The 15,158-nt window shown below is 57.0% G+C and carries 15 protein-coding genes; 5 read left to right on the top strand and 10 right to left on the bottom strand.

What is annotated here, in order from left to right:
• Positions 1–13 precede the first annotated feature (13 nt).
• From fliI to fliF, 4 genes are read right to left on the bottom strand one after another with little or no spacing between them, the layout of a single operon-like run.
• Positions 14–1,375 (bottom strand): flagellar protein export ATPase FliI, encoded by a 1,362-nt coding sequence (gene fliI / locus H7A77_RS01560; RefSeq protein WP_182073737.1) that lies wholly within the window; start codon positions 1,373–1,375, stop codon positions 14–16.
• Entirely contained in the window at positions 1,375–2,079 is a 705-nt protein-coding gene (gene fliH / locus H7A77_RS01555; RefSeq protein WP_033643511.1) for a flagellar assembly protein FliH, read from the bottom strand. Before fliH ends, fliI begins: the two co-directional genes overlap by 1 nt.
• Positions 2,072–3,064: a flagellar motor switch protein FliG gene (gene fliG / locus H7A77_RS01550; protein WP_004934775.1), complete on the bottom strand. Its 993-nt coding sequence runs from the start codon at positions 3,062–3,064 to the stop codon at positions 2,072–2,074. The genes fliH and fliG overlap by 8 nt, the downstream gene beginning before the upstream one ends.
• The gene (gene fliF / locus H7A77_RS01545; RefSeq protein WP_033650870.1) at positions 3,061–4,755 is read right to left on the bottom strand and encodes a flagellar basal-body MS-ring/collar protein FliF; all 1,695 of its coding nucleotides are present in this window, start codon (positions 4,753–4,755) and stop codon (positions 3,061–3,063) included. Before fliF ends, fliG begins: the two co-directional genes overlap by 4 nt.
• Before the next feature lie 315 nt (positions 4,756–5,070).
• Between fliF and fliE the strand changes: the two genes are divergently transcribed.
• Entirely contained in the window at positions 5,071–5,385 is a 315-nt protein-coding gene (gene fliE / locus H7A77_RS01540; protein ID WP_182073736.1) for a flagellar hook-basal body complex protein FliE, read from the top strand.
• A 79-nt stretch (positions 5,386–5,464) separates the two neighbouring features.
• On the top strand, positions 5,465–5,659 hold the full coding sequence (locus H7A77_RS01535) for a hypothetical protein (RefSeq protein ID WP_033650871.1): 195 nt from the start codon (positions 5,465–5,467) through the stop codon (positions 5,657–5,659).
• Between the two features lie 174 nt (positions 5,660–5,833).
• Here H7A77_RS01535 and H7A77_RS01530 read toward each other — a convergent pair whose 3' ends face one another.
• Positions 5,834–6,433, bottom strand: a complete 600-nt coding sequence (locus tag H7A77_RS01530; protein WP_033650872.1) for an FMN-dependent NADH-azoreductase — start codon at positions 6,431–6,433, stop codon at positions 5,834–5,836.
• Between the two features lie 129 nt (positions 6,434–6,562).
• Between H7A77_RS01530 and H7A77_RS01525 the strand changes: the two genes are divergently transcribed.
• Positions 6,563–7,480, top strand: a complete 918-nt coding sequence (locus H7A77_RS01525; protein WP_147880013.1) for a LysR family transcriptional regulator — start codon at positions 6,563–6,565, stop codon at positions 7,478–7,480.
• Positions 7,481–7,525: 45 nt separating this feature from the next.
• Here H7A77_RS01525 and H7A77_RS01520 read toward each other — a convergent pair whose 3' ends face one another.
• From H7A77_RS01520 to fliD, 5 genes are all read right to left on the bottom strand, one after another.
• Positions 7,526–8,815 carry a hypothetical protein gene (locus tag H7A77_RS01520; protein WP_042784808.1) on the bottom strand — a complete coding sequence of 430 codons (1,290 nt, stop codon included), beginning with the start codon at positions 8,813–8,815 and terminating at the stop codon, positions 7,526–7,528.
• 717 nt (positions 8,816–9,532) lie between these two features.
• Positions 9,533–10,363, bottom strand: a complete 831-nt coding sequence (locus H7A77_RS01515; protein ID WP_182073735.1) for a helix-turn-helix transcriptional regulator — start codon at positions 10,361–10,363, stop codon at positions 9,533–9,535.
• Between the two features lie 308 nt (positions 10,364–10,671).
• Positions 10,672–11,040: a flagella biosynthesis regulatory protein FliT gene (fliT, locus tag H7A77_RS01510; protein WP_033643504.1), complete on the bottom strand. Its 369-nt coding sequence runs from the start codon at positions 11,038–11,040 to the stop codon at positions 10,672–10,674.
• Positions 11,040–11,450, bottom strand: coding sequence for a flagellar export chaperone FliS (gene fliS, locus H7A77_RS01505; RefSeq protein ID WP_004934758.1), 411 nt, complete (start codon positions 11,448–11,450; stop codon positions 11,040–11,042). The genes fliT and fliS overlap by 1 nt, the downstream gene beginning before the upstream one ends.
• 26 nt (positions 11,451–11,476) lie before the next feature.
• Positions 11,477–12,877: a flagellar filament capping protein FliD gene (gene fliD, locus H7A77_RS01500; protein ID WP_182073734.1), complete on the bottom strand. Its 1,401-nt coding sequence runs from the start codon at positions 12,875–12,877 to the stop codon at positions 11,477–11,479.
• Between the two features lie 281 nt (positions 12,878–13,158).
• Here fliD and H7A77_RS01495 point away from each other — a divergent pair, with 281 nt between their 5' ends.
• Entirely contained in the window at positions 13,159–14,211 is a 1,053-nt protein-coding gene (locus H7A77_RS01495) for a flagellin (RefSeq protein WP_147880014.1), read from the top strand.
• 182 nt (positions 14,212–14,393) lie between these two features.
• Positions 14,394–15,116 carry an RNA polymerase sigma factor FliA gene (locus H7A77_RS01490; RefSeq protein ID WP_004934752.1) on the top strand — a complete coding sequence of 241 codons (723 nt, stop codon included), beginning with the start codon at positions 14,394–14,396 and terminating at the stop codon, positions 15,114–15,116.
• Positions 15,117–15,158: the final 42 nt, after the last annotated feature.

The following is a 15,158-nucleotide window of genomic DNA, read 5'->3' as shown; positions in this document are numbered from 1 at the left end:
CGCCTCTGTGACGTTAAACAATCAACTGCTGCAGCTGTTGACAGGCTTCATCATAGCCGCTGCGTTCAAAGATGCCCTGTTGCAGGTACGCCTCCATCTGCGGGTACAGCGTCATCGCTTTGTCCAGCAACGGATCGCTGCCGGCCGCGTAGGCGCCGACGCTGATCAGATCGCGGTTGCGCTGATAGCTGGCCAGCATCTGTTTGAAGGTGCGAACCCGGCGATAATGCTCCTCGTCGATCAGCGACGTCATGGCGCGGCTGATTGACGCTTCGATGTCGATAGCCGGGTAGTGGCCGGCCTCCGCCAGGCGTCGGGACAGCACCACGTGGCCATCGAGGATGGCGCGCGCTGAGTCGGCGATCGGGTCTTGCTGATCGTCCCCCTCGGTCAACACGGTGTAGAAGGCGGTGATGGAACCGCCGCCGCTGATGCCGTTGCCCGCGCGTTCCACCAGCGCAGGCAGCTTGGCGAAGACCGAAGGCGGATAACCTTTGGTCGCCGGCGGTTCGCCGATGGCCAGGGCTATCTCACGCTGCGCCATGGCGTAGCGGGTGAGGGAATCCATGATCAGCAACACGTGCTGCCCGCGATCGCGGAAATCTTCGGCGATGCGGGTGGCATAGGCCGCCCCCTGCATGCGCAGCAGCGGCGACACGTCCGCCGGCGCGGCGATCACCACCGAGCGCGCCCGGCCTTCGGCGCCGAGAATGTTCTCGATAAAGTCTTTGACCTCGCGGCCACGCTCGCCGATCAGGCCAACGACGATCACATCCGCCTGGGTGTAACGGGCCATCATGCCGAGCAGCACGCTCTTGCCGACGCCGGAACCGGCGAACAGGCCCATGCGCTGGCCGCGACCGACGGTCAGCAGACCGTTGATGGTGCGCACTCCCACGTCCAGCACCTGCTCGATCGGCGTGCGCTGCAATGGGTTGAACGGCGCGGTGATCAGCGGCGCGCGGTAACCGGTTTCCGGCGACGGCAGGCCGTCTAGCGGTTTGGCGCTGCCGTCCAGCACGCGCCCCAGCAGCGCCGGGCCGAGCGGCAGCTGCTTGCCGGCGCTTTGGCCTTCCGGCGCGATGCGGGCGTAAACCCGCGCGCCCGGCACGATGCCTTCCACTTCTTCCAGCGGCATCAGGAACAGCCGCTGGCCGTTGAAGCCGACCACTTCGCTTTCCACTTCCTGCACTTCACCCGCGTCGCGCCGTTCGATGAGGCAGGTCGCCCCGAGCGGCAGCTGCAGCCCGGTGGCCTCCAGCACCAGCCCGGTGGCGCGGGTCAGGCGGCCGTAGCGGCGCACCGTCGGCGCGCGGGCGATGCGTTTTTCCAACGTATCCAGAGAGCTCAGCCAGCGGCCGAGACGCGCGGTCATCAGACTTCTCCTGGTGCCGCCAGGCGACACAGTTCATGCCAGCGCGTCGCCAGACTGGCGTCGAGGTCGCCTTCTTCGGCGCTGACCTTGCAGCCGCCCGGGTGCAGTTCGCCGTCCGCCAGCAGGCGCCAGCCGTGCAGGCTGAGGGTAACCCCCAGTTGCTGCTCGACGCGGGGGTAGTCGTCCGGGTGGACCCGCAGCTGCGGTTTGCCGTTGAACATCGGCTCCTGCTGGATCAGCTGTTGGATTTGCGCGAGCAGGGCGGTGCCGTCGCACACAGGCGGTTGGCCCAGCACCTGTTTGGCGGCGGTCAACGCCAGCTGCATCAGCCGGGAAGCGATCACGCTGTCGAGCGCGTCCAACGTGTGCTGGAATTCGGTGACCAACTGCTGCCAGTGGGCGGTCAGCGGCTGTTGCTGCTGCTGCGCTTCCAGCAGCCCTTGCTGACGGCCTTCTTCCAGACCGGACTGAAAACCGGCCTCATAGCCTTTTTGCTGGCCGTCGGCATAGCCCAACTGCTGGCCCTGTTGCTCGGCCTGCAGCCGCAGCGTCGCCAACTGCTGTTGCAATTCGGCCTGCGCGTCCGGCGACGGATCGCTGTGTTCGAGATCCGGCAGCGGCGGCAGTTCGAACGCCGGTTTCTGTTCGCCCAAATCGTTGAGCGACCAGGGCTGCCAGGGCAGGGTGTTAATGCGATCAGACATAGGTGTCCTCGCCGCCGCCGATGATCATTTCGCCGGTTTCCGCCAGGCGTCTCACCACCAACAGGATGGCTTTCTGCTCGTTCTCCACCTGCGACATGCGCACCGGGCCACGGTTGGCCAGATCGTCGCGCAGGATGTCGGCGGCGCGTTGCGACATGTTCTTGAGGAACTTCTCGCGCAGCGGCTGTTCGGCGCCTTTCAGCGCGATCAGCAGCGACTCGCCTTCCACTTCTTGCAGCAGGCGCTGGATGCTGCGATCGTCGACTTCCACCAGGTTTTCGAACAGGAACATCTCGTCGATGATCTTCTGCGCCAGCTCGCCGTCGTATTCGCGCATCGCGTCGATGACCGCTTCTTCCTGCTGGGTTTTCATCAGGTTGATGATCTCGGCGGCGGTGCGCACCCCGCCCATTTTGCTGCGTTTGAGGTTCTGACCGTCGAGCAGGTTGTTCAGCACCTCGGTCAGCTCCGCCAACGCCGCCGGCTGCACGCCGCCGAAGGTGGCGATACGCAGCATCACGTCGTTGCGCAGGCGTTCGTCGAACAGGGCCAGAATATCCGCCGCCTGGCCGCGTTTGAGGTGCACCAGAATGGTGGCGATGATCTGCGGGTGTTCGTCGCGGATCAGATCGGCGGCGCTCTGCGGCTCCATAAAGTTGAGCGTTTCCATGCCGGTGGTGGTCTCGCGCGATTCGAGAATGTCTTCCAACAGGCTGGCGGCGCGCTCTTCGCCCAGCGCCTTGACCAGCACCGAACGCAGATAGTCGCTGGCGTTGACGCTCAGCGCCGCGTATTGCTCGGCGTCGTCTTCAAACTCGGTCAGTATTTCGCCGAGCTGTTTGTGCGACACCTGGCTCATGCCGGCCATGGTGCCGCTCAGCAGCTGTACTTCGCGCGAGGAGAGGTGCTTGAACACCTCCGCCGCGCGATCTTCACCCAGCGTCATCAGCAAGATGGCGCTTTTGTCGGTTCCGGTCAGGCTCATATCTCGTTACTCATCCATTGGCGGATTACCAGAGCGACCACGCGCGGGTCTTTGTCAGCCAGATCGCGGATCCGCTGGCTCTGGACTTCTGCGCTGACGCGCTGCTGCGATTTACGACGCTGCGCCAGCTCCTCGTTGCTCGGTTTGCTGCTGTCGACCGCTTTGGCGGCAGGCGCGTTGGCGGCGGCGATGGCGGCCTGTTGCGCCGCCTGGCGCTGTTGCAGCTGCGGCCGCACCAGTTTGCGCCACAGCAGCCAGGCAACCAGCAGCACCAGCAGATAGCGGCCCGCGTCGATCAGGCGATCGATAAACGACTGGCTTTGCCAGAACGGCAGTTCGCCACCGGTCACCTGAGCGTCGGTAAACGGCGTGTTGACCACGTTCAGGGTATCGCCACGGCTGCTGGAGTAGCCCATCGCTTCACGCACCAGCGCTTCGATCTGCGCCAGCTGTTCTTTGCTCATCGGCTGCGGTTTGCCGTCTTTATCCGCGCCGAGGTAGTTGACCACCACGGCGACCGACAGACGCTGCACGGTGCCGGCTTTTTGCTGGGTATGGCGGATGGTGCGATCGAGCTCGTAGTTGGTGGTCGCGTCGCGACGGGTATTTTGCGGCACGCCGCTGGCCGCCGCGCTGCGGGTGGTCGCGGCGTTTTGCGCGGTGGCGTTGGCGTTATTGCCCGCCGCCGGCTTGGCGGTTTCAATCGGCGCCGTAGGCGGAGCGCTCGGTTGGTTGGACAGCGCGCCCGGCACACCGCCGACCTGCGGCCCGCCGATCTGCTCGCTCAGGCTGGTTTGCTGTGAGCGGATGGCGGCTTTATCCGGCTGCTGGTTAGGTTGGTACTGTTCATCGGTTTGTTCGCGCGTGGCGAAGTCGATCTGCGCCGTGACCTGCGCACGCACGTTGGCGCTGCCGACCACCGGGGCGAGGATCGCTTCGATGCGGCGCTGGAAGCCGTTTTCGACTTCGTTGGCGTATTTCAGCTGCGAAGCATTGAGATCGCGCCCGGTCCCGTCGGACTGGGTCAGCAGGCGGCCGGCCTGATCGACCACGGTCACGTTGCCCGGCGGCAGACCGGCGACGCTGCTCGACACCATATAAACGATGGCGTTGATCTGGCCGTCGTCCAGCGCACGGCCGGGTTGCAGGGTCAGCGTTACCGAGGCGGAAGGGGATTTTTGTTCGCGCACGAACAGCGAAGGTTTAGGCAGCGCCAGGTGAACGCGGGCGTTTTGCACCGGCCCCAGCGACTCGATAGTGCGCGACAGCTCGCCCTCGAGGGCGCGCTGATAGTTAATCTGCTCGCTGAACTGGCTGATGCCGAATTTTTCCTGATCCAACAGTTCGAAGCCGACGGCGCCGCCTTTCGGCAGCCCCTGCTGCGCGAGGCGCAAACGGGTTTCATGCACCTTTTCCGCCGGGATCAGCAGCGCTGCGCCATTCTCGGCGAAGCGATAAGGGATATTCATCTGCGTCAGCTGGGTGACGATGGCGCCACCGTCGCGGTCGTTCAGATTGCTGTACAGCACGCGGTAGTCGGGGCTTTTCACCCACAACAGCAGTGCGACGACGATCGCGATCGCGGCGGAAGCGGCGACCAGCAACGGAATTTTCGGGTTGGCGCGCAGACGGTTCCAGATGGCCTGCAGGCCGTTGTCGCGGCTTTCGCCGGCGGTTATCGAAGCACTCATTTTAGGTCTCGTCCTTCAATGGCGCTCACGATCCCGTACGGGCCGCTGAGCAGCTCCCTGCCAGGCTGATGAACGGTATGGTTAGCGTTGTGTGACAAAACAGACTCCCTGATACACATATCTTCTAAATAGCGGCGCTCCCATTTCTGGGCAGGCCATTATTCGCCTTATCAGACAATTCCGATTGCCCGATAAGCCGGGTTTTTTGCAGTTAATTAACCGCTTTAGGTCCGAAAACGCTGTGCTAGGGTGTGCATCATTGGAGAAGTACAGGGTGAAAACGTCACCCGGCGAGACGAGAGGATTGAGGACCAGATGGCGATTCAGGGCATTGAAGGGGTACTGCAGCAGATGCAGACCATGGCGGTTCAGGCCGGCAAGATGGGGCAAAATGCGGCGCCGCAGGGCATCAGCTTCGCCAGCGAACTGACCGCGGCGCTCGGCAAGATCAGCGACACCCAGCAGACGGCGCGCAAACAGGCGCAGGACTTTGAGCTTGGCGTGCCGGGCATCAGCCTGAATGATGTGATGGTCGATCTGCAGAAATCGTCGGTGTCTTTGCAACTGGGCGTCCAGGTGCGCAACAAGCTGGTGGCGGCCTACCAGGACATCATGAATATGCCGGTGTGATGAACGTACCGTCCATTTTTCAGTGAAATTTGGCTTGGCGCCGTTAGCCTATGGCGATGGTTATAGGAGGGATAGGATAATGTGTAAATCGCTGTGCCTTGCTCTGGCCATGATGGCGTTGTCTGGATGCGCCGGCCAGAATGATGACTATCCATCGGCGCAAAAAACGGCGCCTCATCAGGATGCCGGCAAAGACTGGAAGGCGTTTGTCGCGCCGCTGTCGGTGAAGACACAGTCGCCCGGCGAGCGTGAAATGAAACGCGCCGCCCGGTAAGACTGAAGCCGTGACGCCAGTCGATGGACAAAAAAAGCCAGCTATCGAAATAGCTGGCTGAAGGTGCGATAAAACATTTATGTGATGTAGGAGCGCCGACGCACGTTCGAGGTGCATCAACGCGAATATCATATTTGTTATATTATAACAAATCAATGCTGCCGTGCGTTTGCCTCAGCCTGCTAACGCCACGATGCGCTGGTGGGCGCTTGCCAGCCCCTGGTCGCGGCCGTGCGGCTTCATGTCCAGCCCTTCGGCATAGATGAATTGCACGTCGCCGATCCCCATCAGCCCCAGCACCGAGCGCAGGTAGGGCGTTACGGCGTCGGTCGGATGCCCGGCGTGTATGCCGCCGCGTGAACTGAAGACCACCGCATTGACGCCTTCCACCAGCCCCACCGGGTAGGTGGCGGTATAGTTGAAGGTCATCCGGGCGCGGGCCACCAGATCGAACCAGTTTTTCAGCTGAGTCGGCACGTTGAGGTTGTACATCGGCGCCCCGATCAGCAACAGGTCGCTCTCTTTCAGTTCGGCAATCAGTTGATCGGAGAGCGCCACCGTGGCTTTGGCGCGCGGGCTGACATTTTCCGCACCGCGCAGCGCGCTGAACAGCTCGCCGTCCAACACCGGCAGATCCAGCGCCGTCAGATCGTGTTCGACGATCCGATCGTCGTATCCTTTCGCTTTGCGCGCCGCCAGATAGCGGTCAATCAGGTTATTGGTCTGCGAGTTATTTCCCATAATGCTGGATTTGAGAGCCAGTATTTTTTTCATGCTGCTGTCCTCTGACGGTAATCTGTGGTTTTCACCGGGGACTCCGGAATGACTGCAGGTTATCATTGCTTAAGGTTCACCAGTGGTGATAGGTTTTCACCTAATTGATTCCATATTGGCAACATTAAGATGAAAAGCGATCTGAGTGCGCTGCCGGCCTTTGTTGCCGTAGCGGAAGGCGGCAGTTTCGCCGCCGCCGCAGAGAAACTGCATCTGACGCGTTCTGCGGTCAGCAAAATCGTGTCGCGTCTGGAGGCAAGGCTGGGCGTGATGCTGTTTATGCGCACGACGCGCAGCCTGAGCCTGACGGACGAAGGCGCGCTGTATTATGAACACTGTCGCCAGGCATTGGCGAACGTTCAGGCGGCGGAAAACCAGCTCGACAGCGGCAAGATGCAGGTCAGCGGCCGGCTCAGAGTCTCGGTGCCGGTGCTGTTCGGCCACCTGTGCATTGCGCCCTTGTTGACGGCGCTGGCGAATGAGCATCCGTTACTGACGCTGGAAATCTCATTCAGCGACCGCAGGATCGATCTCGTCGACGAGGGATTCGATCTGGCGGTGCGCATCGGCGAACTGGCGGACAGCGGCAGTTTGGTTGCCCGACGTCTAGGCGAACATGGCATGCTCCTGTGCGCGTCGCCCGACTACGTGCGGCGCTGCGGCGAGCCGAGCACGGTGGAAGCGTTAAGCCGGCATCAGGCGGTGGGGTATCTGCACGCCGGCGCCGTGCTGCCGTGGCAGCTGCGTGGCGAAAACGGTGAGCTGCAATCATTCAGCCCCCCGGCCAAGATGATGATGGATGATATGCAGGGGATCGTCGATGCGATATCCGCCGGCGCCGGCATTGCCTGGCTGCCGGAGTGGCTGGTGCGCGAGCGGCTGATGGCGGGGACGTTGGTGGAGATCATGCGCGGTGAGTCCAACCTCAGTTTCCCGGTCAACGTGGTGTGGCCCTATATGCCTTACCAGCCGCTCAAGGTGCGGCTGGCGGTGGACAAACTGGTGGCTGAGCTGCCGATCAGGCTGACGCGAACCTCGATAACCTGAAATTTGCATGTATCGGCAAACGTTAACGACAGGCGGACGTTGGATTTATTTGCTGTGCGGCGAACTCAGCGCCGCAGGCTGTGTTTTCCCCGTTAATAAACAACAGAATATGAGCACCCAGATGAACCCGCAAGAGTAGTCGGGGTTGGCAGCACAAGAGCCTAAAAATGCCGAGAAAAGCATGAATTTAAGCACTGAATGGGCCTCGCTGCCGATAATGTTTCTTTGGGAGCGAATAATCTTGGATATGATAAAACCGACTAATAGGAACGACCCTATTACCCCAAAGTTAGCAATGAGAGAAAGCGCGAGAGATGAGATTCGCACGCTGCCGATGCCAGCTCCCAGCCCAAATGTATTGTACATAATTTCAAGAGCATTGTAGTTGGAGGCAGAACGGACGAGGTTAGAGACCGTTTGCGCTTTTTTATCTGCATACGCTGTTATTTTATCCAGGAATAAAATAAAAGTGAGCTTTGAAACAATGATGAGTGAAATTGAAAATAGAACTTTCTTTACCAGATTGAAACGCGGGCTGAAAATGAATGTGCCACACAGTGATGTAAGTAGGGTGAAATAACCTGATGTAGAGCCATTTTTAATCAGGAAAAGCATCATTAAGATAGAGAGCAGTTTCAATCGGAATCCCTTGGCCATCAAGAGAGGGACTATCGTTGCGCCGATGAAAATACCGGCGAATGAAGGCTCACCAAAGGTGCCGCTCAGTCTGGAGTCGAAAATAGCATTGGCATTATGCATACTATTATACATTATAACCTGTATAGCATGCGCGACCGGTCTGGCCAGAAGCCAGACTAAGCAGTAAGCGGAGAAGACCAGCGTAGTGAAAATGATGACTCTTAGTGCATACTCTGCCGTTATTTCATGGCGTTTTACATAAATAACATACAACGTCAATAGGTTTAGAGTAATCAGCGCCAGTTGTTTAACATTGTTGTTCCCCCATATAAGCGAGAAGCCTTTATTTGCATAGTTAGCTTCAAAGCTATAAGCAGAGGAGTAGACTCTCATTCCCTCAAATAGATGGGTGAAGGCATAAGTAGTGAACCAAAATAGTATAATCAACGCCAAGGATTGAATAAAGACCCTGTGCTTGATGTTCAACACGGACTCACTGTCCTTGGAGGTGAAAATAAACCTTATAATCAACACTAGTTCAATGAAATAAAATACAGGCAGGCTATTATTCCCTGTATTGATAATAGCGCTTGATTGAAATATTGAAGCCAGTATCAGCAGGGCAAAAATAGTTCTGTGGTGTAGGAAAAAAGTGGCGAAAGCAAGAGCCAGCCAAACAAAACTTAATATGTTCACATTATATTCCCTAAATTACTTATCCTGTGTACCATCACCTGGCTTAAGATTTAATTAGTTATAAAAAGCAGGGAGGCGCGCGATATCTTACTTCACCAGGCTGGAAAAATCCATCATTAATAACAACATATTCATAGGGTTATAGAGTATGTTAAGTAGTCTGCGAATGATTGGATAGGTTCGCTAATGATTTTGGCCGATGGGGCTCGCCAGAAAGACCATGAAATAGGGAGGCGTGTTCTGATGATGTGAGCGCAGAAAGAGTACTGATGAGTGATTGATTAGATTTTCTAATTAAAGTTCGCCAAGAGCAAGTGACCATTGTAATGATTCATAAAGAAGCCACATAAGGCATGTTGTGAGAATCAATGTTTCTGCCACAGACTTTAATTTTTCGATGAAGGTGCTTTTTCGTCGCATTTTAGGTTCGCTTTTATGTTGCCCATTTGTATGAAGTGGCAGTATAGCAGGCGCATTTTAGGGGCTCGTTAAAATAAGAAATTCCTTAATAATGTGATGGTAAATTGAGCAGTGGTTTGGGGGCGTCAATAAGTAGGCTCCGGCGGAACCGAACATCCTGGAAAGGTGCCCGCGTCGCTGTCGGGACGCTGAGGGGGAATTTATCGGTGAGAAGGAATTATACAGACTCTCCCGTTCCCCCCTGCCTCTCCTGGTTGATCTGGGTGAGACAATAATTGATTAACCGGCCCCATAAGTCTATTCGATGGCCGGTTCCATAATCCTTTGGTGGCCGCGAATGGCAGTAGGCGCGAAACCGAAGCGTTTGCGAAAACGTTCGGCGAAACGCGACGCGCTTTCATAACCCACATGCTGCGCGATGGCGGAGATCGGCCAGTCGGTCGATTGCAGCAGGGCCAGCGCGCTGCTCATCCGGACGTCGATCATCAGGTTGCGCAACGCGGTGTTTTCCATCGACAGTTTGCGGCGCAACATCACCTCACTCATCGACAGGCTCTCCGCGACTTTGGCCGCTGTCCAAATGCTGTGCGGATCGGTCGCCAGGCAGCGACGCACGCGCTGCGTCAGATCCTTGGCTTCGTTGTGAATAAAGCGAATGCCGAATTGGGCCAGCCACAGCAGAATTTCCAGCATTTTGTGCCGCACGATGATCGTGGGAAAGCGTTGCCGCAGCGTCAGCGCCAGGCCGGTGGTTTCAAAACTGTGCTTTAGGGCGCAGGGCAGGTTGCGCAGCGCCAGGACGGCATCGAACGGCATCGCCGCCGGCGTTTCCTCGGCCGGAGGTTGGACGGTGAGCAACAGGGGATCGCAGGTCAGCAGTTGGCAACTGAATACGCCGTCTTCGGACGGGCCGTTAATAATGTCCACCGTTTGCCCGCCGTCGATAATCAACAGCTCGCCGGGATGAGCGACCACTTCGTGTTGTTGCCAGCGTACGCGCTTATGGCCTTGTTGTATCAGATACAGATGTGGTTGCTCAAAATAGACTGAAGGGAATAATAATTCAGTATGCTGAATGATGTGCGCTGAGGCGCCAATTCCAGGACAGAGATTAATTGTACGTTCCATCGATATTCATTTCGCAGCCATTATCTGGGAATATCTTTACGCTTTGATCCGCGCTGGAGCAACATTTTTCCATGGGCCGTGAAACACAGCGGCGAGTTTTATCTATCAAAAATCAATTTCCTGATGAACAGAAAACGTCCGTGTCGGGATGATGTTTATCCATTAAAGTGAGAGCCAGGCTCGAAGCGCGCATTTTACCAATTACCCATAAACTGAATAATTCAAATGCCATAGATTAATATCCTAACGTAACCCGAGGGTAATAGCGCATAGTGCTATTTAATCCATTTTCGTCAGTATTGTCGATCTTATCGGACCTGTGGCTCTCCCAGCAGCAGCGCGCGGTCATGAAACTGGCCGTAGGTGTTGTTGACCACGTTTTGGCGCGTTGACTGTTCAATAAGCGTTTTCAGCTCATCCATCCGTTGCTGCAACAGACGTTTGAGCTCGGTTTCGTTGTCGAGGATCTGTTGCAGTTTATTGCGCAACATCTCCTGCAACGCCATGGACGGGCCGGCTTGCCCGGTAAAGGCGGCGGTTTTTTCCACCGCCGTCACGTAGGCGAATTCAAGCTCGACGAGCTCTTCCCAGCGCCCGGTTTGCGCCAGCGCGATCATCTGGCTGCTCAGGGTGTAAATTTGTTGATAAGCGGCTAACAGCTGCTGTTGACGTTCCATTACACGGCGTCCTGCGAAGGTTGGTAGTTGGGGCCGATCTGGCGCCAGGCGTCGGCGATGTTTTCCAGCAGTTTGACCACCTCGGCAATCGCCGCTTCGTCGTTGTGCAGATTGGCCTGCATCAGGCGACGCTTCATATAGTCGTATAACGCCGCCAGGTTTTCGGCGATCTCGCCGCCCTGCTGAGGATCGAGGCCACTTTTCAGGCCGTTGTCGATGATGTTGATGGCTTTGGAGAGCGCCATGCCTTTGCCAGCGATATCGCCCTGGTTCATCAGGATGCGTGCGCGAAGCAGGGCGCTGAGCGCCCCGTCGAACAACATCACGATTAACTGGTGCGGGCTGGCGCTCATGGCGCCGCTTTCCAGACTGACCTGTGCATAGGCCTGAGTGCCGCTACGGTTATACATGCTGTTTTCTTTGCCTTGTTAAAGGGTTACTTGAACTGTTGAGCCAAATAGTTACTGGTGCCGTTCATTTTCGACATCATGGTATCCAGCTGAACGAACTGTTGTTTATAACGATCGATGGTGTTTTGAATGCTGGCCGTGACCGTGGTGATCTGGCTGTTCAGGCGATCGAGGTTAGTGTTGATGCTTTTGGTCGAGTTCTCGATGATGCCGCCGGATTTGATGTAGTTCTGGATCTCGTTGTGGATCTCGGTGGCCATGCCGGTGTCTTTGCCGTTACCGACGAAGAAGTTGCTGACCTGATCCGGCTTTTCATCCATCGCTTTCTTCAGCTTGGCGCTGTCGATTTCCAGCTTGCCGGTTTTGGTGTTGGTGGAAATGCCGAGGTTGCCCAGGCCTTTCAACTCCGGGTTGTCCTGGGCGGCGCTCAGCGCGCTTTTGATCGACGACTGAATGCCGCGCAGGGTATTGTCGCCCAGCAGCGGGCCGTTGGTTGGGTTTGGCGCTTCGCCGGTTTTCACCGGGGTGAACTTGGACAGCGAGTTGAAGGTGTCCAGCAGCGAGTTATAGCTGTCGACCCACTCTTTGATCTTGTCGGTGGTGCCGGCGGTGTTGGTGCTGATCACCAGGTGTTGCGGTTCATCGGTTTTGGTTTTGGTTTTCAGATCGATGGTGACGCCCTGCAGGGCATCGCTGATCGAGTTGGTGCTGCGTTTGATGGCCGTGCCGTTCACCATCAGCTCCGCGTCCTGCGGCGCGACCGTCTGCTTCATGGCGGTGGTGGTGCCGCGGGTGGCGTTGTAGTTCAGGATATCGCCCAGTTTGTCGTCATTGTCGACCTGGAGGGAGATCTTGTTGTTTTCGCCGGTGGTGGAAGAGCTGATCGCCAGCTGGTAGTCGTTGTCGCCGACGCGCATGATGCTGGCGGTGACGCCGGCCTTGGCGCCGTTGATGGCGTCGCGCATCTCAACCAGCGAGGTTTGATCGTCGCTCAGCGGGATTTTGGTTTCTTTCGGCGGGTTGCCGGCGGTGATGGTCAGGGAACGGTCGGTGGCACCTTCGGTGCCTAACTTGGCGCCCTGGTCGCTGACTTTCGCCTGAGTGGTCAGGGTTTGCGCCTGCGCCAGGTTCTTCACTTCCACCACATAGTTGCCCGGCACCGCCTTGGCGTTGGTGGTGATCTTGAAGGCGTCGTGTTCGGTGGCGGTGGTGGCCTTGAAGAAGTCCTCTTTCGCCATCTCTTTGCTGAGGTTGTCGAATTTTTCCAACGCGCCCTTCAGCGTGCCGTAACCGGTCAACTGGGCTTTATAGCTGGATTGTTTGGTGGTGTAAGGGGTCAGGCGCTGTTGTTCCGCTTTGGTCAGCTTGTCCAGCAGGCCATTGAGGTCGAGTCCTGAGCCGAGACCTAATGAACTGATCGTTGCCATGGGTAATTCTCCTTGATTATGACTTTATTCGCTTTACGCGTTATCGGCCCAGTGATGAAAAAGTTTACCGAAAAAAACAAAAAACCGATGGCGCAATAGAAGAGGGAAAAACCGCGTTATTTCCGCCATTGCGGCGGACGCAAAAAAAATTAAAAAAATTCTAAAGGTTGTTAGGGGAGGGCCGATACCTGAGGGGACGGTGGTTGACGCCGTGGGCAAACAAGCCCGAACCTTTTAACTGTGTTGCGAAGAACGCAACTGACTCGTAAGGAAAGCAAACAATGGCACAAGTAATCAACACTAACAGCCTGTCTCTGATGGCGCAGAACAACCTGAACAAATCTCAGTCTTCTCTGGGCACTGCGATTGAGCGTCTGTCTTCCGGTCTGCGTATCAACAGCGCGAAAGACGATGCTGCGGGTCAGGCTATCTCCAACCGTTTCACCGCGAACATCAAAGGCCTGACTCAGGCTTCCCGTAACGCCAACGACGGTATCTCTCTGGCGCAGACCACTGAAGGCGCACTGAACGAAGTTAACGACAACCTGCAGAACATCCGTCGTCTGACCGTACAGGCGCAGAACGGTTCTAACTCCACCAGCGACCTGAAATCCATCCAGGACGAAATCACTCAGCGTCTGTCTGAAATCAACCGTATCTCCGAGCAGACTGATTTCAACGGCGTGAAAGTGCTGAGCAGCGATCAGAAACTGACTATCCAGGTTGGTGCTAACGACGGCGAAACCATCGATATCGACCTGAAAAAAATCGACTCCAAGCAACTGGGTCTGGACACTTTCAACGTGACTGACAAAGGTCCTTCAGTGGGTGCTGCTGTTACCGACGGCACTATGGTGAAGGGCGCTACTAAAGATGTGGCTTATAACGCAGCAGCATCTGGCTTGGATGCAACCAAAGGCGAAGCGCTGGTTTCTGGTAAAGACAAAGACGGCAACGCAGTTAACTATGTGCAGACTACCGCTGCTGACGGCACCAAAACTTACAAAGCCGCTACTATTGCTGATGACGGCAAAGTAACTGCAGGCGCCGATGTTACCATCAAAAACCCACTGGATACCCTGGACAAAGCGCTGGCACAGGTTGACGGCCTGCGTTCTTCTCTGGGTGCGGTACAGAACCGTTTCGATTCTGTTATCAACAACCTGAACAGCACCGTGAACAACCTGTCCGCTTCTCAGTCCCGTATTCAGGATGCTGACTACGCGACTGAAGTGTCCAACATGAGCCGTGCCAACATCCTGCAACAGGCTGGCACCTCTGTTCTGGCACAGGCTAACCAGTCTACTCAGAACGTTCTGTCCCTGCTGCGTTAATCGTCTCTCCCGATTAACTGTCGCAAAGAAACCCCGCTTCGGCGGGGTTTTTTTATGCTCGCGCACCGCGCGGTTATTACATGGCGCAAATAAAGCCCGTTTTGTGCGACTGTTCAGCCGATTGGCATTTCGCCCCCTACGCATAATAGCGCTGACTCTCTTATCCGCAGGTTTAAGACATAGTGAGCGATCTGTATACCGCCGAAGGCGTGATGGACAAAAATTCTCTCTGGCTGCGCTACGTCCCGTTAGTGCGCCACGAGGCGCTGCGCCTGCAGGTCAGGTTGCCCGCCAGCGTGGAGCTTGACGACTTGCTGCAGGCCGGGGGAATCGGGTTATTGAACGCCGTTGAGCGTTATGACGCCCTACAGGGAACCGCCTTTACCACCTATGCGGTGCAGCGCATTCGCGGCGCGATGCTCGACGAGCTGCGCAGCCGCGACTGGGTGCCGCGCAGCGTGCGGCGCCACGCGCGCGAGGTCGCGCAGGTGATGCGGCAACTGGAACAGCGTTATGGCCGGCCGGCGAGCGAGACGGAAGTGGCGCAGACGCTGAATATCTCGCTGGATGAGTACCGTCAAATTCTGTTGGACACCAATAACAGCCAGCTTTTCTCTTACGACGAATGGCGCGAGGAGCATGGCGAAAACGCGGAACCGATGCTGGAAGGGCATGAAGAGGCCAACCCGCTGCATCACCTGTTGGAAGGCAGCCTGCGCCAGCGAGTGATCGACGCCATCGAGGCGTTGCCGGAGCGCGAAAAAATGGTGCTGACGCTGTATTACCAGGAAGAGTTGAATCTCAAAGAGATCGGCGCCGTGCTGGACGTCGGGGAATCCCGCGTCAGTCAACTGCACAGTCAGGCGATCAAACGGCTGCGTGCGCGGCTGGCGAACGATACCTGACGGCGGGCTGCCGCCCCCTCAACTCGATGACTCATGCGACAA

The sequence above is a fragment of the Serratia sp. ME47 genome (genome assembly GCF_903970925.1).
Lineage (GTDB): Bacteria > Pseudomonadota > Gammaproteobacteria > Enterobacterales > Enterobacteriaceae > Serratia > Serratia ureilytica.
Note: the sequence above shows the minus strand (reverse complement) of the source record. Positions and strands in the feature narration are given on the sequence as shown.

Coding starts and splice junctions, on each gene's coding strand:
- fliH (WP_033643511.1), bottom strand. CDS start 2,079: ATGTCTGATCGCATTAACACCCTGCCCTGGCAGCCCTGGTCGCTCAAC.
- H7A77_RS01530 (WP_033650872.1), bottom strand. CDS start 6,433: ATGAAAAAAATACTGGCTCTCAAATCCAGCATTATGGGAAATAACTCG.
- fliF (WP_033650870.1), bottom strand. CDS start 4,755: ATGAGTGCTTCGATAACCGCCGGCGAAAGCCGCGACAACGGCCTGCAG.
- fliD (WP_182073734.1), bottom strand. CDS start 12,877: ATGGCAACGATCAGTTCATTAGGTCTCGGCTCAGGACTCGACCTCAAT.
- H7A77_RS01515 (WP_182073735.1), bottom strand. CDS start 10,363: ATGGAACGTACAATTAATCTCTGTCCTGGAATTGGCGCCTCAGCGCAC.
- H7A77_RS01535 (WP_033650871.1), top strand. CDS start 5,465: ATGTGTAAATCGCTGTGCCTTGCTCTGGCCATGATGGCGTTGTCTGGA.
- fliE (WP_182073736.1), top strand. CDS start 5,071: ATGGCGATTCAGGGCATTGAAGGGGTACTGCAGCAGATGCAGACCATG.
- H7A77_RS01525 (WP_147880013.1), top strand. CDS start 6,563: ATGAAAAGCGATCTGAGTGCGCTGCCGGCCTTTGTTGCCGTAGCGGAA.
- fliI (WP_182073737.1), bottom strand. CDS start 1,375: ATGACCGCGCGTCTCGGCCGCTGGCTGAGCTCTCTGGATACGTTGGAA.
- fliT (WP_033643504.1), bottom strand. CDS start 11,040: ATGGAACGTCAACAGCAGCTGTTAGCCGCTTATCAACAAATTTACACC.
- H7A77_RS01495 (WP_147880014.1), top strand. CDS start 13,159: ATGGCACAAGTAATCAACACTAACAGCCTGTCTCTGATGGCGCAGAAC.
- fliS (WP_004934758.1), bottom strand. CDS start 11,450: ATGTATAACCGTAGCGGCACTCAGGCCTATGCACAGGTCAGTCTGGAA.
- fliG (WP_004934775.1), bottom strand. CDS start 3,064: ATGAGCCTGACCGGAACCGACAAAAGCGCCATCTTGCTGATGACGCTG.